Origin of the sequence: Caulobacter sp. (assembly GCF_017744445.1) — a bacterium.
Taxonomy (GTDB): domain Bacteria; phylum Pseudomonadota; class Alphaproteobacteria; order Caulobacterales; family Caulobacteraceae; genus Caulobacter.
In genome coordinates this window covers 98,836-116,093 of record NZ_JAGIBH010000169.1, presented here as the reverse complement: position 1 = coordinate 116,093, position 17,258 = coordinate 98,836, and the positions used below count along the sequence as shown (strand labels likewise).

Annotated in this window: 17 protein-coding genes; 8 read left to right on the top strand and 9 right to left on the bottom strand. The window is 68.3% G+C overall.

Annotated elements, in window-relative coordinates:
• Positions 1 to 3 precede the first annotated feature (3 nt).
• A complete protein-coding gene (locus J7528_RS24850) occupies positions 4 to 582 on the top strand; it encodes a GNAT family N-acetyltransferase (RefSeq protein WP_291880233.1) in 579 nt (192 codons plus the stop codon).
• Here the strand turns inward: J7528_RS24850 and J7528_RS24845 are convergent.
• Positions 534 to 773 (bottom strand): helix-turn-helix transcriptional regulator, encoded by a 240-nt coding sequence (locus J7528_RS24845; protein ID WP_291880232.1) that lies wholly within the window; start codon positions 771 to 773, stop codon positions 534 to 536. The two genes, J7528_RS24850 and J7528_RS24845, sit on opposite strands and share 49 nt — an antisense overlap.
• Positions 773 to 1,273, bottom strand: a complete 501-nt coding sequence (locus tag J7528_RS24840; protein WP_291880230.1) for a DUF2975 domain-containing protein — start codon at positions 1,271 to 1,273, stop codon at positions 773 to 775. Before J7528_RS24840 ends, J7528_RS24845 begins: the two co-directional genes overlap by 1 nt.
• Before the next feature lie 96 nt (positions 1,274 to 1,369).
• On the opposite strand from J7528_RS24840, the gene J7528_RS24835 reads away from it, so the two are divergent.
• From J7528_RS24835 to J7528_RS24820, 4 genes are read left to right on the top strand one after another with little or no spacing between them, the layout of a single operon-like run.
• The gene (locus J7528_RS24835) at positions 1,370 to 2,302 is read left to right on the top strand and encodes an ABC transporter ATP-binding protein (protein ID WP_291880228.1); all 933 of its coding nucleotides are present in this window, start codon (positions 1,370 to 1,372) and stop codon (positions 2,300 to 2,302) included.
• Positions 2,302 to 3,027 (top strand): ABC transporter permease, encoded by a 726-nt coding sequence (locus J7528_RS24830; protein ID WP_291880226.1) that lies wholly within the window; start codon positions 2,302 to 2,304, stop codon positions 3,025 to 3,027. Before J7528_RS24835 ends, J7528_RS24830 begins: the two co-directional genes overlap by 1 nt.
• Positions 3,028 to 3,076: 49 nt before the next feature.
• Positions 3,077 to 3,787, top strand: a complete 711-nt coding sequence (locus J7528_RS24825) for an aspartate/glutamate racemase family protein (protein WP_291880224.1) — start codon at positions 3,077 to 3,079, stop codon at positions 3,785 to 3,787.
• Between the two features lie 41 nt (positions 3,788 to 3,828).
• On the top strand, positions 3,829 to 6,156 hold the full coding sequence (locus J7528_RS24820) for a GH92 family glycosyl hydrolase (RefSeq protein WP_291880222.1): 2,328 nt from the start codon (positions 3,829 to 3,831) through the stop codon (positions 6,154 to 6,156).
• Between the two features lie 150 nt (positions 6,157 to 6,306).
• Here the strand turns inward: J7528_RS24820 and J7528_RS24815 are convergent, their stop codons facing one another.
• Entirely contained in the window at positions 6,307 to 8,526 is a 2,220-nt protein-coding gene (locus J7528_RS24815) for a PBP1A family penicillin-binding protein (RefSeq protein WP_291880221.1), read from the bottom strand.
• A gap of 54 nt (positions 8,527 to 8,580) precedes the next feature.
• On the opposite strand from J7528_RS24815, the gene J7528_RS24810 reads away from it, so the two are divergent.
• Positions 8,581 to 9,072, top strand: coding sequence for a YcgN family cysteine cluster protein (locus J7528_RS24810; protein WP_291880220.1), 492 nt, complete (start codon positions 8,581 to 8,583; stop codon positions 9,070 to 9,072).
• Positions 9,073 to 9,134: 62 nt separating this feature from the next.
• A complete protein-coding gene (locus J7528_RS24805; protein ID WP_291880219.1) occupies positions 9,135 to 9,554 on the top strand; it encodes a hypothetical protein in 420 nt (139 codons plus the stop codon).
• Positions 9,555 to 9,631: 77 nt separating this feature from the next.
• Here the strand turns inward: J7528_RS24805 and rpmE are convergent, their stop codons facing one another.
• A complete protein-coding gene (gene rpmE, locus J7528_RS24800; RefSeq protein ID WP_291880217.1) occupies positions 9,632 to 9,862 on the bottom strand; it encodes a 50S ribosomal protein L31 in 231 nt (76 codons plus the stop codon).
• A 125-nt stretch (positions 9,863 to 9,987) separates the two neighbouring features.
• Here rpmE and J7528_RS24795 point away from each other — a divergent pair, with 125 nt between their 5' ends.
• Complete coding sequence (locus tag J7528_RS24795) at positions 9,988 to 11,841, top strand: ABC transporter transmembrane domain-containing protein (RefSeq protein ID WP_291880216.1); 1,854 nt, start codon at positions 9,988 to 9,990, stop codon at positions 11,839 to 11,841.
• Here the strand turns inward: J7528_RS24795 and J7528_RS24790 are convergent.
• From J7528_RS24790 to J7528_RS24770, 5 genes are all read right to left on the bottom strand, one after another.
• Entirely contained in the window at positions 11,838 to 12,641 is an 804-nt protein-coding gene (locus tag J7528_RS24790; RefSeq protein WP_291880214.1) for a CPBP family intramembrane glutamic endopeptidase, read from the bottom strand. The genes J7528_RS24795 and J7528_RS24790 overlap by 4 nt on opposite strands.
• A gap of 2 nt (positions 12,642 to 12,643) precedes the next feature.
• Complete coding sequence (locus J7528_RS24785; protein ID WP_291880212.1) at positions 12,644 to 13,423, bottom strand: MipA/OmpV family protein; 780 nt, start codon at positions 13,421 to 13,423, stop codon at positions 12,644 to 12,646.
• Between the two features lie 116 nt (positions 13,424 to 13,539).
• Positions 13,540 to 14,658 carry a helix-turn-helix transcriptional regulator gene (locus tag J7528_RS24780; protein ID WP_291880210.1) on the bottom strand — a complete coding sequence of 373 codons (1,119 nt, stop codon included), beginning with the start codon at positions 14,656 to 14,658 and terminating at the stop codon, positions 13,540 to 13,542.
• Between the two features lie 28 nt (positions 14,659 to 14,686).
• A complete protein-coding gene (locus J7528_RS24775; RefSeq protein WP_291880209.1) occupies positions 14,687 to 15,988 on the bottom strand; it encodes a hypothetical protein in 1,302 nt (433 codons plus the stop codon).
• Between the two features lie 71 nt (positions 15,989 to 16,059).
• Positions 16,060 to 17,130: a glycerophosphodiester phosphodiesterase gene (locus tag J7528_RS24770; protein WP_291880207.1), complete on the bottom strand. Its 1,071-nt coding sequence runs from the start codon at positions 17,128 to 17,130 to the stop codon at positions 16,060 to 16,062.
• Between the last annotated feature and the right edge of the window lie 128 nt (positions 17,131 to 17,258).

Genomic DNA, 17,258 nt, shown 5'->3' with positions numbered 1-17,258 from the left:
CCGATGTCTCCCATCCTCGAAACCGAACGCCTGATCCTGCGTGTGCCCCAGCAGGCGGACTTCGACGCCGGCTGGGCCGAGTTCCACGGCGACGTCGAGTGCATGCGCTATTTGAACGGCGCCATGCCGCGCAGCATCGCCTGGCGCACCCTGGCCCAGGTGGTGGGCATGTGGCCGCTGCGGGGCTTTGGGACCTTCTCCATCATCGAGAAAGAGACCGGCCGCTGGGTCGGACGCTCAGGTCCGTGGGAGCCCGAGGGCTGGCCGGCGCGGGAGGTGGGCTGGATGCTGCACCGCTCGGCCTGGGGCAAGGGCTACGCCACCGAGGCGGCGAGCGCGGGGATACGGTTCGCGTTCGAGGAACTGGGCTGGCCTTCGGTCGCCCACATGATCCATCCCGACAATGTCGGCTCGCAGGCGGTGGCGCAGCGGATCGGGTCGCGGATGCTGGAGATGGTCAGCCTGCCGCCGCCGATGGATGCGGCCGGACCGACCCAGATGTGGGGGCAGAGCGCCGACGATTGGCGTGCGGCTCAGTCGTCCTCGTCCGGCGCGGCCAGGTCGGCGGCGTCGAAGTCGTAGTCCAGCAGGTCGCCAGGGCGGCAGTCCAGGGCCGCGCACAGGCGGGCCAGGGTGCGGAAGCGGATGCCCTTCACCTTGCCCGAGCGGAACAGCGACAGCTGGGTCTCGCTGAGGCCGACCTCCTGGGCCAGGTCGCGAGCCTTGAGGCCCTTGGCGACGATCAGGGCGTCCAGGGTGACGCGAACGGGCATCAGATCATCTCGTCGAGTTCGGCCTGCGCCGCCAGGGCCTGGTCCATCACGCGACCCAGCAGGAACAGGGCGCCGCCGATCATGCCCAGCGTCATGCCGGCCACGTCGAAGTCCAGATAGCTGCGCTTGTCAGCCCCGACCAGCCGCATCAGGTTGATGACCACGAAGACATTGGCCACGCCGCCGATCCCTAGGGCCAGGCCGACGCGGCGCAGGGCCGAGGGCAGGGCGGCCTGTAGCAGCCGGCCCTTGGCGACCTCGCCCAGCGCCTGGCCGATCGACCACACCCCGAACAGGTAGCAGGCGGCCGGGATGTACTGGATCGTGAAGGCCAGCATCTGGTTGGGCGTCAGCGAGGGCCGGTGCAAGGCCATCAGCAGCAGCGGCGCGACCCAGACCATGAAGGCCAGCAGCAGGCCGACGCTAATCACCATGAACATGGCCAGCGCCCGGAACTGGCGGCACATGCGGCGGAATTTTTCGATGTCCTTTGTGCCCACGGCGCCCCTCCGATCCTGTCCCATCTTTAATCTTGACTTAAAGACGATCGCTTCGCAACTTTATATCTAACTTAAACGAATGGAGCGCGACGGCCCATGCCCGCCGCTATCGAGACCGAAGGCCTTTCCCGTCGTTTCGGCCTCCGCCTGGCGGTCGACGCCGTGTCGATGACCGTGCCCGAGCGGGCCGTGTACGGCTTCCTGGGCCGCAACGGCGCGGGCAAGACCACGACGCTGAAAATGGTGCTGGGCCTGATCCGGCCGAGCGCCGGCGTGGCCAGGGTCTGCGGCCTGGACGTCGCCCGCGACCGCATCGGTGCGGCCCGCAAGATTGGGGCGCTGCTCGAGGCGCATGGCTTCTACGGCAACCTGACGGGCCGCGAGAACCTGGCCCTGACCGCGACTCTGCTGGGCTTGCCCGCCCGCGAGATCGACCGCGTGCTGGCGGTGGTCGAGATGACGGCCGACGCCGGCCGCAAGATGGCCGGCTACTCGCTGGGCATGCGCCAGCGCCTGGGCCTGGCGCGGGCCATGCTGGGCGCGCCGCCGGTGCTGGTGCTGGACGAGCCGACCAACGGCCTGGACCCCGACGGCATCGCCGACATGCGTCGTTTCCTCAAAAGCCTGCCCGAGCGCACCGGCGCCACGGTGCTGCTGTCCAGCCACCTGCTGGGCGAGATCGAGCAGACCGCCACCCATGTCGGCGTCGTCAACGACGGCCGGCTGGTGCTGGAGGGCGAGCTATCGCGGCTGAAGGCCGACCTGGCGCCGCAGATCCTGCTGCGCACCGGCGACGACGCCAAGGCGGCCCAGCTGCTGGTCGGTCATGATCTGTCACCCGTCGCGACAGAGGCGGGGCTGGCGGTTCCTCTACGCCCGGGCGAGAACGCCGACCGGACGACCGCCGCGCTGAACCAGGCCCTGGTCCAGGCCGGCCTGCCGGTCTTCGCCATCGGCCCGCGTGATCGGTCGCTGGAAGACATCTATCGCCAGGTTTCCGCTCCCCAAAGCCAAGTCGAGGTCGTCTGATGCTTGCCGTCCTGTCTGTCGAACTGCGCAAGCTGAACCGTTCGCTCGCCGCCGTCCTGGCGCTGGCCGCGCCGACCCTGATCGCGGTCTTCGCCTTCTTCGTCCTGCTGCGCGGGAGCAAGCCGCCGCCCTGGGAGATGCTGCTACAGGCCTCGACCGGCATCTGGGCCTACTTCATGCTGCCGATGAGCGTGACGGCCCTGACCGCGCTGGTCGCCCACATGGAGCATGGACCCCGCGCCTGGGACCACCTGCGCGCCCTGCCGGTTCCGCGCTGGCGGCTCTATGCGGCCAAGGCGATCTGCGTGGTCGGGGTCGTGGCGATCATGACCGTGCTGAACCTCGTATTCACCCTCGCCGCCATCCACCTGGCCGGCGCGATAAAGCCCGCCGTGGCGCCGGTGGGTGAGCCCGACCTGACGCGGTTCGCCGTGCTGAACGCCAAGGTGCTGGCGGCGGCCGTGCTGGTGATCGCCATCCAGCTGTGGATCGCCCTGCGCTTCGCCAGCTTCGTGCCGGCCCTGGCGGTCGGCATCGGCGGCACCTTCTTCTCGGTCGTGGCGACCTCGGCCAAGGAGGGCGTGTTCTTCCCCTGGCAGATGCCGGTCAACATGCTGGCCAAGGAGGCCTGGCGGGTCGAGACCGCCTTGGCCTTGGGCGGCGGGCTGGGCCTGCTCGCCCTGGCGGCCGCCATCGCCCACCTGGCGCGCCGCGAGGTGTTGTAACGCCGCGCCGGGCTCTCTAGGACCATCTCCTGACGAACAGGGGACGCCCATGGCCGAGCAGCAGCTCATCGGATTGATCGGCGGCATGAGCTGGGAAAGCTCGGCCCAGTACTATCGGCTGATCAATGAGGCGGTGCGCGAGCGGCTGGGCGGCGTAGCCTCGGCGCGGACCCTGATGTGGTCGTTCGACTTCGCCGAGATCGAGCATCTGCAGCATGCCGGCCGCTGGCCCGAGCTGTCGCGACGCCTCGCCGACGCGGCGCGGGCGCTGGAGGCCGGCGGGGCCGACTTCCTGGTCCTGTGCACCAACACCATGCACCGCGAGGCCGACGAGATCGAAGCGGCGGTGCAGATCCCGTTGCTGCACATCGCCGACCCGACCGGCGCGGCGATCAAGACCGCCGGCGTGACGACTGTGGGCCTCTTGGGCACGGCCTTCACCATGGAGCACGACTTCTATCGCGGCCGACTGGAGAAGAAGCACGGCCTGACCGTGCTGACCCCCGACGCCGACGACCGCGCCGCCGTGCATCGGATCATCTACGAGGAACTGGTCGCCGGCCGTGTGCTGGACGCCTCGCGTGAGGTCTACAAGGCCGTGATCCAGCGGCTGGTCGAGCGCGGCGCGCAGGCGGTGATCCTGGGCTGCACCGAGATCATGCTGCTGATCGGCCAGGAGGACAGCCCGGTCCCGGTGTTCGACACCACGACTCTGCATGCCATGGCCGCCGTCGACCACGCCTTGAAAGGCGCCGGCTAGCCGATAGGGTGCCGCTTCGCTCTAGTTGCGGAGTTTCCCCTATGCGTCTGCGCCTCGCCCTGCTCGCCAGCCTGTCCATCCTGGCGGCGAGCCCCGTCCTGGCCCAGACGGCGTACGAGTCCGTCGATCCCTTCATCGGCACGGGTGGCGATGGCCATACCTTCCCCGGCGCGGTCGTGCCCTTCGGCATGGTGCAACTGAGCCCCGACACCGACATCCTGCCGTTCAAGCAGAGCTATGCGCGCGCGGCCGGCTACCGCTTCGGCGACCCGACCATCCTGGGCTTCTCGCACACTCATTTCTCGGGCGCGGGGCACTCCGACCTCGGCGACATCCTGCTGACCCCGGTCTCGGGAGAGGCCAAGCTGGAGCCGGGCCAGATCGACAAGCCGGGCTCGGGCTATCGCTCGCGCTACAGCCACGCCAGCGAGGTCGCCCAGCCGGGCTACTACGCCGTCACCCTGGACGACAGCCACGTGCGGGCCGAGTTGACGGCGGGTCTGCGCACCGGCCTGCACCGCTACACCTTCCAGAAGGGCGACCGCGCCCAGGTGCTGATCGACCTGCGCAGCTCGATCTACAACTATCCGGGCAAGGTGCTGTGGTCGCGTCTCCGTGTATCGCCGGAGGGTGTGGTCACCGGCTATCGCGAGACGCGCGGCTGGGCGCCGGGGCGCAAGCTGTTCTTCGCCATCAAGTTCGACCGTCCGCTGGTGGGGCAGTCGTTCAACAACACCGAGGCCGATATCCCCTACAAGGGCTTCGCCCAGCCGGGCCGCACGCCCAATGACCGGGCTCAGATTCAAGGGCGGGCGCTGGTCGGGGTCTTCGACTTCGGCCAGATCGACGGGCCGCTGACCGTGAAGGTGGCGCTGTCGTCGGTCAGCGAGGACGGCGCGATCGCCAACCTGGCCAGCGACGAGCCGGGCTTCGATTTCGACGCCCAGCGCGGACGGGCCAAGGCGGCCTGGGAGAAGGCCCTGGGGGCGGTCGACATCCAGGCCCCGGCCCCGATGAAGAAGACGCTCTACACGGCGCTCTATCACACCCTCCTGGCCCCCAGCGTCTTCGCCGACGCCGACGGCCGCTACCGAGGTCCCGACGACCAGGTGCACGAGGGTCAGCTGGACGGGCGGAAGTTCACCTTCCACTCGACCTTCTCACTGTGGGACACCTTCCGGGCCGAGCATCCGCTGCTGACCCTGGTGCAGCCGGCCGACTACACCAACGACGTGGTCAACTCGCTGATCGCCTCGCAGCGCCAGAGCCCGTACGGCATCCTGCCGGTCTGGCAGTTCCACGGCCAGGAGACCTGGACGATGATCGGCTACCACGCCGTGCCGGTGATCGCCGACGCCTGGATGAAGGGCATCCGCGGCTATGATGGCAAGGCGGCCCTGGACGCCATGGTCAAGAGCGCGACCTATGCCCCCTATGGCGGCCTGGGCGATTACATGACGCTGGGCTACGTCCCGATCGACAAGGAGCCGGAGGCGGCGTCCAAGACGGTCGAATACGCCTACGACGACTGGACCATCGCCCGCATGGCCCGCGCACTGGACAATGACACGATCGCCAAGACCTTCGAGAAGCGCGCCGGCTATTGGCGTAACAGCTTCGACCTGAAGACCGGCTTCCTGCGGGCCCGCAAGAGCGACGGGACCTATCGCGAGCCGTTCAACCCGACCGCCATCAATTACGGCTCGGACTATACCGAGGGCAACGCCTGGCAATATTCGTGGTTCGCGCCGCAGGACCTGGGCGGGGTGGTCGCGGCCCTAGGCGGCGACGCGGCGACGGTCAAGAAGCTGGACGCCATGTTCGACTTCGACAATTCCAAGATCGACTACAGCCACGCTGAGGACATCGCCGGCCTGATCGGCCAGTACATCCACGGCAACGAGCCCAGCCACCACGTGGCCTATATGTACGACTACGCCGGCGCCCCGTGGCGGACGCAGGGCCGGCTGACCCAGATCATCAAGAGCCAGTACAAGCCCACCCCGGACGGCCTGTCGGGCAATGACGACCTGGGCCAGATGTCGGCCTGGCTGATGTTCACCAGCCTGGGCTTCTATCCCGTGACCCCGGCCTCGAACGAGTACGCGATTGGTCGGCCATTTGTGGACAAGGCGGCGCTGAACCTGCCGAACGGCAAGCGCTTCACGGTGCGCGCCGAGGGGATGCCCGACGCCAAGCCCTACGTAGGCAAGGTCACCCTGAACGGCAAACCCCTGACCCGCGCCTTCCTGCGCCACGAGGAGATCATCGCCGGCGGCGAACTGGTCTTCACGATGAGCGCGACGCCCAACAAGACCTGGGCGACGAAGGTCGCGGACCGGCCGACGTCGATGACGGCTTACAGGTAGTTCCCAGCATCCGACTTCCCGGCGAAAGCCGGGACCCAGATTCAGCCTGAGCGGTTTGGCTGTTCGCGCCCCTGACCGCAGCCTGGATAGCGACGGCTCGTGGGCTCGATCTGGGCCCCGGCTTTCGCCGGGGAGATCGGAGTTTTGTAGCTAGTAAGGCAGCTGATCCGGCGGCGGCTGTCCCGGTGTGCTTGGCGCCAGGGTTTCAGCCGCCTTGGCCGCCGCGTCCAGTTCCGAGGCCGCGCGGGCGAACTCAGCCGACAGGGTTTCATAGTAACCGTTGCGCGGGTCGGGTTCGGTCTGCGGGGCCGGGTCGGGCAGCAGCCAGGCGAAGTCGCGGACGGCCAGGGTCTGGTGGGCGGTCATCATGAAGCGCCGCCAGATGCTGGCCGGGATGTCGCCGCCGACCACCTTGTTCATCGGCTTCTCGTCGTCGTTGCCGACCCACACGCCGGTGACGTAGTCGGGCGTGAAGCCCACGAACCAGGCGTCGCGCCAGTTCTGGCTGGTGCCGGTCTTGCCCGCGGCCGGGCGGCCGAAGGCGGCGCGCTTGGCCGTGCCTTCCGAGACCACCTTCTTCATCATCTTCACCATGATGCTGGCGTGGCCGATGTCGTAGACGCGGCGCTCGGCGGCCGGCGGGGCGTGCTGAAAGACGCCGCGGCCGTCCTGGGTCACGATCGACTCGATGACGTAGGGCTCCAGCCGCACGCCGCCCTGCTGGAAGACCTGGAAGCCCGACGTCAGCTGCAGCAGGTTCACCTCGTACGAGCCCAGCGACACCGACAGATCCGGCACGGGCGGCAGGGTGGTGATGCCGAAGCGGCGCACCAGATCGCCGATCGCCGCGCCGCCGGCTTCCTTGCCCAGCTTCACGGCCACGGTGTTGGTCGAGGTGATCAGGGCCTGCTCGACAGTCATCGGGCCGCGATAGCCGCCGCTGTAGTTCTCCGGGCTCCAGTCGCCGAACTTCACGGGCTCGTCGACGCGGATGTCGGTGGGCAGCACGCCCTTCTCGACGGCGGCGGCGTAGATGAACGGCTTGAAGGTCGAGCCTGGCTGGCGGCGGGCCTGGACGGCGCGGTTGAAGGGGCTCTCGCCATAGCCCGTGCCGCCGACCATGGCGCGGATAGCCCCGTCGGCCGACAGCGACAGCAGGGCCGCCTGGGACGCGCCCGAGCGGGTGGTCTCGGTGGCCATGGTCTGGCGCACGACCTCGGCGCCGTCGCGTTGCAGCAGCGGATCGATGGTCAGGCGCACAACAAGATCGGGCGCGTTCTGGCCGGCGATCTTCACCGCTTCGGTGGTGGCGTAGTCCAGCACCCAGCCGTAGTCGCCCTCGTCCTGCAGGGCCATCGGCGACAAGCGCGGGGTGTCGTCCAGCGCGCGGCTTTCCTGCTCGGCGGTGATCCAGCCTTCCTTGCGCATATTGGCCAGGATCAGGCGCGAGCGGGCCAGGGCGCGCTCCATGTCGTTGGTCAGGGCCAGACGCGAGGGGGCCTTGGGCAGGCTGGCCAGCAGGGCCGATTCCGACAGGGTCAGCTGGCTGGCGGGCTTGCCGAAATAGGTCTGGGCCGCGCCGTCGACGCCATAGGTGCCGGCCCCGAAATAGATGCGGTTCAGGTAGAGCTCGAGGATCTCGTCCTTGGTGAGGACCTGCTCCAGCTTCCAGGCCAGCAGCATCTCCTGCAGCTTGCGCTTGACCACCCGGTCAGGCGTGAGGAACAGGCCCTTGGCCAGCTGCTGGGTCAGGGTCGAGGCGCCCTGGCGGGTCTTGCCGGCGCGCCAGTTGATCCAGGCGGCCCGGCCGATGCCTTGGACGTCGATGGCGCCGTGCTTGTAGAAGCGCCGGTCCTCGGCCGCCAGGAAGGCCATGGGCACGTAGTTGGGCACCGAGCCGATGGTGATGCGCTGGCCATAGCGCGGGCCGCGCGTGGCGATGACCTGGCCGTTGCGATCCTCGAAGCGGATGCCGGGCGCGCGGTTGACCGCGAACAGCGCCGAGCGCGAGGGCAGCGGCGGGGTGTCCTTGAGATACTTGAACCAGACATAGGCCGCACCGCCGCCGACGGCGAGCACGCCGACCAGGAACGAGACCAGCAGCACGCCCCAGATCCAGCCCCACTTGCGAGCCTTCTTCCTGGCGGCGTGGTGCTTCAAATCCGCGCGGAACGGCTCCTCGGGCGGGGGAGGGGGCGGAGGCGATTGAGGTGGCGGGGCGCTATCCGAAAACTTGAACGGATCGCGCAGCGGCGGCTCGGAAGCCCACGGATCATGGGGCTGCGCAGGCGCGCCGGGGCCCTGTCCCTGCCCACGCTTGGACGGATCCTTGTCGTCGAACTTGTAAGGCGGCAGCGTCCAGTCGTTCACGGTCTGCGTCAGGCTCTGTTTGGTCGCCGGGTCAATCGGGTTTAGGACGGCGCCATGACGCCACACAAATATTTCTGGCAGACGAAGACGCTCGTCGAAATGACCGTCCCCGAGTGGGAAAGTCTATGCGACGGCTGCGGACTTTGCTGCCTCGTTCGCTTCGAAGACGAAGATACCGGTGAAATCGTCCCTACCCGCGTGCACTGCCAGCTGTTCGACGAACATCGCTGCCAGTGCAAGGACTATCCGAACCGCAAGAAGACGGTGCCGGACTGCATCAAGCTGACGCCGCACAATATCGAGGACCTGGAGTGGATGCCCCCCTCCTGCGCCTATCGCCGGCTGCACGAGGGCAAGGACCTGCCGCAGTGGCACCCGCTGGTCACCGGCGACCCGGACAGCACCCACAAGGCGGGCGTCTCGGTGCGCGACCAGACGGTCTCGGAGCTGTGCTTCGACGACGCCGAGGACGCTCTGGATTTCACGGCGACGGATTTGATGCGCGATCGCGGGGATGATCCGTACGAGCCGGAAGCCGAAGACTAAAGGGGGCGCTTGCGAGCGTCCTGGTTCTCCCCATCTCGGGTGGAGCTTCGCCGGAGTCTCGCATGTCCTTGCTGATCGCCGCCCTGATCGGGCTTCTGGCCGTGATCGTGTCGCGCGCGCCGGGCGGAAGTCTCTGGCGACTGCTCGTCGATGCCCCCGCGCAGCGACTGAACGCGACAAGCTGGCGAACGCTGCTGGCCGGGGCGATCGTCATGGCGTTCGCCATCTTCGCCGCCGAGTTGGTCATCGCGGACCTGGTCTGGGTGCTGGCCTTCGATATCGTCGGCTGGATCGAGCTGTTCGCGGCGACCCTGATCGTCACGCGGCTGGCGCCGGGGTGGCGATCGTTCAAAGGGCAGTTCAGTAACGTCGTCAGACGTATTTCCCGGCCAAGGCCAAGGGCGGTGCGCGCTCGGCGGATTCGCCGTCCGGGCCGAATCTCCGAGAACCCCGACCCAATTTGGACCCCGGCCTTCGCCTGAGCCCCAGAAACAGAAAAGGCCGGCCCGCGAAACGCGGAGCCGGCCTCTCGTCGCCCTTACGGCGAGAAGGTCTAAGCTTAGGCCTTCTTGCCGGTGAAACCGGCGAACTTGGCGTTGAAGCGCGAGACGCGGCCGCCACGGTCCATCAGCTGGGCGTTGCCGCCCGTCCACGCCGGGTGGGTGCGCGGATCGATGTCGAGCGCGAGGTTCGCGCCTTCCTTGCCGTAGGTCGAGCGGGTTTGATAGCTCGAGCCGTCGGTCAGGGTGACGGTGATGAAGTGGTAGTCGGGGTGAATGTCTTGTTTCATGGCGGCGATCCAGACCGACTAAGCCGGCGAGTGTGAATTGGGGTAAGCGCCAACCTGCGCACGCGCGGGGTGGCCCTCGAAGACGGGCGGCTATAAAGAACCCGCGCGATTTTGGCAAGGGACTGTTGATGACTGACGTGAACGCCGGCGAGCAAAAGGCCGATGGCCGCCCCGGCGCGGGGGCCGAACTGGTCCAGGGCATGGCCGAGGCCAAGGCCCGCCGGCCGCGCCGCAAGGACATCCGTCCGCTGGTCCACCTGCTGCCTTTCGTCAAGGCCCACAAGGGCGACGGCTTCGCCGCGGCCTTCTTCCTGCTGTTTTCGACGGGCGCGACCCTGGGCCTGACGGCGGCCTTCAAGGAGGTGATCGACCACGGATTCGCCAAGGGCGCTGGCGCCGAGATCAACAGCGCGTTCCTGGGCCTGGGCGCGGTGGCGATGGTGCTGGCGATCGCCACGGCCCTGCGATTCTTTTTCATCACCCGCCTGGGTGAGCGGGTCGTGGCCGATGTGCGTCGCGCGCTCTATGGCCACACCCTGACGCTTGATCAGCAGTATTTCCTCAAGACCCGCACGGGCGAGGTGCTGTCGCGCCTGACCACCGACGTCAGCTTGATCGAGCAGTTGGTCGGCGCCTCGGCCTCGATCGCCCTGCGCAACATCCTCAGCCTGGTCGGGGGGCTGGGCTACATGGCCGTGGTTTCGCCCAAGCTGGCGGGCTTCATCGTCTTGATGGTGCCGGTAATCCTGGCTCCGATGTTCCTGGTCGGCCGCCGCGTGCGCAAGCTGACCGTCACCGCCCAGGACAAGTTCGCCGACGCCGTGGGTTATGCCGGCGAGAGCCTGGACGCCCTGGAGACCGTGCAGGCCTTTGGCCGCGAGCGCGCCTCGGCGGGCCGCTTCGGTGGCGCGGTGGACGAGGCCTACAAGGCCTCGGTGCGCCGGATCACCACCCGCGCCAGCATGACCGCCATGGTCATCACCCTGGCCTTCGGCGGCGTGACCCTGCTGCTGTGGAGCGGCGCGCGCCTGGTCCTGGCCGGCGAGATGACCGGCGGCACCCTGGCCCAGTTCGCCATGCTGGCGGTGATGGCCGCCGGCTCGATCGGCGCCCTGGGCGAGGTGTGGGGCGACGTCCAGAAGGCCTCCGGGGCCATGGACCGCATCGCCGAACTGCTGAACGCCAAGCCCGACATCGCCGCCCCGCCGGCGCCGAAGACCCTGCCGGTCCCGGCCCAGGGCGCGATCGCGTTCGAGAACGTGGTCTTCGCCTATCCCGGCCGCCCCGACCTGCCGGCCCTGAACGGCTTCGACCTCAGCGTAAAGCCGGGTGAGACCGTCGCCCTGGTCGGCCCCTCGGGCGCGGGCAAGAGCACCGTCCTGCGGCTTCTGCTGCGCTTCTACGACCCGCAGAGCGGCGGCATCCGCCTGGACGGCGTCGACCTGCGCGACGCGTCTCCCGAAGAGGTGCGCGCCCGCATGGCCCTGGTCGCCCAGGACTCGCCGCTGTTCTCGGGCTCGGCCATGGACAACATCCGTTTCGGCCGCGCCGACGCCACCGAGACCGAGATCCACGCCGCCGCCGACGCCGCCCAGGCCGCCGGTTTCCTCTCCGCGCTCCCTCAGGGTTTCGACACCCCGGTCGGTGAGCGCGCCAAGACCTTGTCGGGCGGCCAGCGCCAGCGCCTGGCCATCGCCCGCGCCCTGGTCCGCCAGGCGCCGATCCTGCTGCTGGACGAGGCCACCAGCGCCCTGGACGCCGAGAGCGAGCGCCTGGTCCAGCAGGCCCTGACCGCGGCCATGGAAGGCCGCACCACCCTGGTCATCGCCCACCGCCTGGCCACGGTGCTGAAGGCCGACCGGATCGTGGTGATGGAGGAGGGCAAGGTGGTCGAGCAGGGCACGCACGCCGAACTCTTCGCCAAGGGCGGCCTCTATGCCCGCCTGGCCAGCCTGCAGTTCGGCTTCGAGGCGGCCTAGACCGCGGCCCCGAGGATCACCGCCAGCACGGCCACGATCAGCACCACGCCCTCGACGGCGTGGATCAGCACCGCCAGCCAGCTGGATCGGAAGATCTGGGCCGGCAGGCTGTAGCAGAGGCAGCTGATCAGCAGGCCCGGCATGATCCAGAACTTGTGGGCGTGGTAGGCGGTGAACAGCACGCCATTGCCCAGCCAAGCCCATCGGCCCCAGGCCTTCTCCATGCGCGGCAGCAGCACGCCGTGGAACAGCAAGGCTTCGCCCAGGCCGTAGTTGAAGACGCTGGAGACCACGGCCAGCGCCAGGATGTCCCAGCGTCCTCGGGCTTCCGGCGTGGCCAGGTGCTCGATGAAGGCGAAGGACGGGGTGTGGGCCGCCAGGGCCTGGCCCAGGGCCGTGCCCTGGAACCAGGCGCCGGCCGCGTCGTCGCCGACGAAGCCGACGGCGGCGAACACGGGGACCAGCAGGAAGGCCGCGATCGCCGGCCGTCCCCTCCAGGTCGGCGTCGCCAGCCACAGTCGCCGAGCCAGAGCGGCGGGCCGGAAGGGGACGCCTTCCAGCTTCAGCACGATGACCGACAGCATGCCCTGCCAGGCCATGCCGACGACCATCAGCCGCCAGAAGACCAGGCCCGGCAGCGGATCGCCGGGCGCGATCAGCCGGGGCGCGACGACCCAGGCCAGCACCGCCATCGGCGCGGCGGCGGCCAACCAGATCACCAGGATGGCCGCCGTCCCGCTGGCCGGCCTGGCGGGCGCTGAGACGGGCACGAGCGCGTGGGAGCGGTCGATCGCGCTCACGACTAGAACCGCCGCACCAGGCTGACGAAGGCGCCGGCCGAATGGTCCTTGGCCATCAGAGGGCTGTCGGTGATGTCCTTGTCGAAGAGTTCGACCTCGCCTGCGGCGATCACGAACAGGCGGTCGGTGACCTGGTAGCGGGCCTGGACGCCCAGCGACGGGACCAGCACCCCGCCCGATGCCGCGCTGGGCGTGCGGCCGTATTCGTAGGCCCGGGCGACGCCGGCTTCCTTGACGCTGAGGCCGTACAGCCAGGTGGCCAGCTTCTTGTCCTTCCACGAGACGCCGGCAACCACGTCGACCGACAGCTTCTCCGAGGGCTGGGCCGACAGGGTCAGGTCCAGGTTGATCTCCTGGCCCTTGGTCTCGCAGCTGACGTCGCGCAGGTATTCGACGCTGAGGGTCGCGGGGCCGGTCGTGCCGCTGAAGCGGCCGCCCAGGTCGACGCCGGTGCTGCGCTTGAGGAAGGCGAAGTCGCGGGTGTCCTTGGGATCGACCAGCTGGAAGCGTGGCGCGACGCGGCCCTCCAGCTTGAAGTGGTCATTGCCCCAGGCCTTGACCGCCAGGCCCGACAGGTCGGCCGTCAGGCGATCGGTCTGGTAGACGAACAGCGGCAGCACGCCGGTCTGGGTCTTCTTCTTGGCGGTCGCGTAGGGATTGGTGGTGGCGTAGACGCCAGCGCCCAGCAGGAAGAGGCGCTCGGGCTTTTCGGTTTCCTGGGCGTGGGCGGCGATGGGAGCCAGGGCCAGGACGCAGGCGGCCAGGGAAAAACGAAGGATCATGACTGTTCTCATGCAGTGGGAGGAACAGTCGTCTAACTGGCTCAGCTTGCGCCTAGGCGCCTTCCGGACGGGTAGGCTCGAAGGCTCGGAAGCTTCCGGGCCGTCCCGTTCGGACATCAGGCCCGGAAGGCGCTGGGCGGCTGGCCGGCGTGTTTCTTGACGGCGGCGTTGAAGGTCGAGCGCGAGTTGAAGCCGACGTCGTAGGCGATGGTCAGGATCGGCTCGTCCGAGCTCTTGATGCGTTCGACCGCCTCCTCGACCCGCCAGCGATTGACGTAGTCGAAGAAGCTCTGGCCCAGGTGCTCATTCAGGGTCTGGGACAGATGGTTGGGCGTGATGGCGATACGGCTGGCCAGGGCGCTCAGCGACAGCAGCGGATCGCGATAGAGGGCGTCGGCGCGCATGGCCTGCTCCAGCCTGACCGCGATCTCGACCTGGCGCGTCTCGGGCAGGGCCGAGCGGGCGTATTTCTCGGGCGAGGGCAGGACCTTCGGGGTCTCGGTCTCGCGGGTGTAGATCGGCTTTTGCGACAGGCCGAACAGGCCGATAGCCGCGGTCCAGCCCAGCTCGATCGCGGCGGCCGCGACGTCCAGCCAGTGGGTGCTGGCGCCCAGGGACAAGGCCGACTTCACCGCGCCCCAGGCCCAGGCGGCCAGCATGATCAGCACCAGCGCCCGCAGCCAGCTCAGGGTGCGGTCCTCGATGTTGGAGAAGAGATCGCGCACCCGCCGCACGTGCCGGCTCAGCACCACCAGGGCGGCCGCCAGATAGCCCAAGGTGACCAGCAGGAAGAGGGCCACGAACAACAGCTGCAGGATGCCCGCCAGCGTGTCCGTCTCGGCCAGGCCATAGACCGCCAGCCGCGTCCGCGCTGGCAGCAGGAAGAACGGCGAGGCGATCAGCACAGCCACGCTGGCCGGCCAACCGATCCGCCAGGCGCGGGCGAAGGTCCAGCGATCGGGCTCGCCGGTCATGGCGAGCACATAGGCCAGGATCGACGGTCCCAAGAACAACGACAGCGCCCACAGGATCCCGGTCGTCCACGGATGGGCGCCATAGACCCCGGTGCGGTCCAGCAGCAGGTCGATGCCGGATATCCCGCTCAGCGCCAGGAACACCGCCAAGGCCGTCGCCGGCGCGTCCTTCCAGTCGCGCCGCACGCCCAGCTGCGCGGCCGCGAACAGCCCGATCGCGGCCGTCGCCGAAGACAGGATCAGCGCCGGAGCGTCGACCATGAACTGAGAGCCTCCCCCGAAGCCCGACCTACTTTCGCAAATCCGCCGGCGTCGTCGGTTCGCTGATCACGCGTTCCATCGCCTTCCAGCGGGCGTCCTCGGTCTTGCCGGCGCGGTAGACGTGGTCGCGGACCATGTCCTGGCCGATGTTGTAGTTGATGACGTACGAGCGGTAGGTCTCGATGAAAGACACCCGCTTTTCGGCCCCGCCGCGCGAATAGAGGCTGTATTTCATCAGCGCCTGTACAGCCTGTTCCTTGGTCATCTTGCCCGACAGATACAGCGCCGCGACCGTGTTGCCGCTGCTGGCCAGCGCGCCCTTGGCCGCCTGCAGTTCGCCGTAGGTTTTCGCCGTCGCCGGATCCAGGCCCGCCAGCGGATACAGCTTGTCGCGCTCGAACTGCGTCTTGGCGTCGCCGGGGAAGGCCAACTCGATGCCGAAATTGGCGCTGCCCTCGGCGATGAACGACTGCGGCGAGAACAGCGGATAGACCGAGAACTCGATCCAGCCCTTGTCCTTGGTCAGCTTCTGCTCCAGCAGGGCGTTCAGCACGTGGTGGCCCGGATAGCCCTCGTGGCAGCCCAGATCGAGCGCGCGGCTGATGTAGATCGGCAGGTCGGTGTTGATCTGGATCAGGCTGTGGGCGTTGCCCTTGTACCAGTTGTAGCCGCTCCAGGGCTTCTTGGTGACGAACTCCATGTCGAAGCGTTCGCCAGCCGGCAGCTTGATGTGCGCTTCCGTCTTGGCCTTGCAGGCGGCGATGCCGGCCTGCATCACGGCCTCGACCTTGTCGGTCGGGATCACGTAGCGGTTCTGGAAGGCGTCGACGCGGGCGGCCAGGTCACCCTTGCCGGGGACCAGCTTTTCGATCTTCGCCAGGATCGGATCGTAGCTCTTCAGGGGCTTGAGCACTGGGCGGACACTGAACAGGCCCTCGGCCTCGTCCTCGAAGCTGAACTTGTCGCCAGCGATCATGGCCAGGCGGGTCTGGGCGGCCTTCACCTGACCCCTCAGGAAGGCCTTGCGGCGCAGCTGGTCGGCGTCGAGATCCTTATTGGGAACCTTGGCCAGCAGCAGCTGCAGGCGGTTGGCTTCCTTGCGCAGCACCGAGACGGGGCGCGGGGCCAGCTTGGCGGCGTCCTGCATCGCCTGTGGGCCGTAATAGGCGTCGACATAGCCGGGCTCGCGCTCGCCGGCCTCCAGGGTCAGGCGCACGAAGTCGACGGCGATCTTGTCCAGCAGGTCCGAACCCGGCGAGGCGAAGGCGGGCGCGCCCAGCAGCATGACGGCGGCGAGGGCGGCCGCGGAGACGGCGTGGCGAAGCTTCATGGAGTTCCCCTGAACGGACAGGCGCGCACGCTGCACCGTCTCGCCCCGCTTCGGCAATATCGAGGAACGATTTAGCCTCGCGCGGCGGCGGCCAGGCCCGGGAAGTCGCTGAACACCCCGTCGACGCCGGCCGCGTACAGGGCCCTGAACACCGGCGCGACGTCGCCGTGCAGGGCCAGGAAGGCCGGGTCCTGGGGATCGCCTTTCCGCAGGCTGGCGGGCAGGAAGTAGTTCTCGGCGCGGACAGTCCAGGGGTGGACGGCCAGGCCGGCGGCGTGGGCATTCTTCACCAAGTCGGTGGCCGGCAGCAGGACCTGCTTGTCGTTGGGAACCACCAGGCTCCAGTTCGGGCCCAGGCCGTCGGCATAGACGGCGACGTCCTTCAGGCCCTGGGCGGTGATCAGGTCGGCATATTTGACGTTCGGCAGGTCGGCCGGGCCGCCTTCGCCATCGACCAGTAGAACCAGGCGCGCGGCGGTCTTGGCCTTCAGCTTCTTCAGCGGGCTGACCTCGAAGCACTGCACGAACACCGGCGCGGTCGCCGAGTTCAGGTCCAGGGCCTTCAACTTGGCGACCAGGCGGTCCTCGGTCGGCAGGCCGATCGAGGCGAAGTAGGTCGGGTGCTTCAGCTCGGGATAGACGCCGATCGTGCGGCCCGTGCGCTGGGTCCCGGCGCGGGCGATGGCCACGACCTCCTCGAAGGTCAGGATCTGAGCCTGGCCGTCGAACGCGGCGCTGGCCGGACGCAGTTGCGGCAGCCGCTCGCGGGCGCGCAGGGTCTTGATCTCGGCCAGGGTGAAGTCCTCGGTGAACCAGCCGGTGACTTGCTGGCCATCGATCGTCTTGGTGGCCTTGCGGGCGGCGAATTCGGGACGGCTGGCCACATCGGTCGTGCCGCCGATCTCGTTCTCGTGGCGGGCCACCAGGTGACCGTCCTGGGTTGGGACCAGGTCCGGCTCGATGAAGTCGGCGCCCTGCTCGATGGCGCGCTCGTACGACAGCGCCGTGTGCTCGGGTCGCTCGCCGCTGCAACCGCGATGGCCGATGACGATCGGCTTTTTCGTCTGGGCGAAGCCGAAGCCGGGCAGCAGCGTGCCGGCGAGCGCGGCGGTGGTCATGGCGCGACGGGTAAGCAGGGTCATGGGCGCGGATTTAGCGCTCGGATGTGACGGTTTGGCTAGAGGGACGAGGAATCTGAATTTCCACCGCTTGACGAGAATAAATTATTGTATGACGATAATTTCAACTTTAGCGGAGGGGCGGGCTATGG

Bases quoted from the DNA above. Each gene is read 5' to 3' on its own strand.
- J7528_RS24850 (WP_291880233.1), top strand. From the start codon at position 4: ATGTCTCCCATCCTCGAAACCGAACGCCTGATCCTGCGTGTGCCCCAG.
- J7528_RS24845 (WP_291880232.1), bottom strand. From the start codon at position 773: ATGCCCGTTCGCGTCACCCTGGACGCCCTGATCGTCGCCAAGGGCCTC.
- J7528_RS24835 (WP_291880228.1), top strand. From the start codon at position 1,370: ATGCCCGCCGCTATCGAGACCGAAGGCCTTTCCCGTCGTTTCGGCCTC.
- J7528_RS24830 (WP_291880226.1), top strand. From the start codon at position 2,302: ATGCTTGCCGTCCTGTCTGTCGAACTGCGCAAGCTGAACCGTTCGCTC.
- J7528_RS24825 (WP_291880224.1), top strand. From the start codon at position 3,077: ATGGCCGAGCAGCAGCTCATCGGATTGATCGGCGGCATGAGCTGGGAA.
- J7528_RS24820 (WP_291880222.1), top strand. From the start codon at position 3,829: ATGCGTCTGCGCCTCGCCCTGCTCGCCAGCCTGTCCATCCTGGCGGCG.
- J7528_RS24810 (WP_291880220.1), top strand. From the start codon at position 8,581: ATGACGCCACACAAATATTTCTGGCAGACGAAGACGCTCGTCGAAATG.
- J7528_RS24805 (WP_291880219.1), top strand. From the start codon at position 9,135: ATGTCCTTGCTGATCGCCGCCCTGATCGGGCTTCTGGCCGTGATCGTG.
- rpmE (WP_291880217.1), bottom strand. From the start codon at position 9,862: ATGAAACAAGACATTCACCCCGACTACCACTTCATCACCGTCACCCTG.
- J7528_RS24785 (WP_291880212.1), bottom strand. From the start codon at position 13,423: ATGATCCTTCGTTTTTCCCTGGCCGCCTGCGTCCTGGCCCTGGCTCCC.
- J7528_RS24780 (WP_291880210.1), bottom strand. From the start codon at position 14,658: ATGGTCGACGCTCCGGCGCTGATCCTGTCTTCGGCGACGGCCGCGATC.
- J7528_RS24775 (WP_291880209.1), bottom strand. From the start codon at position 15,988: ATGAAGCTTCGCCACGCCGTCTCCGCGGCCGCCCTCGCCGCCGTCATG.
- J7528_RS24770 (WP_291880207.1), bottom strand. From the start codon at position 17,130: ATGACCCTGCTTACCCGTCGCGCCATGACCACCGCCGCGCTCGCCGGC.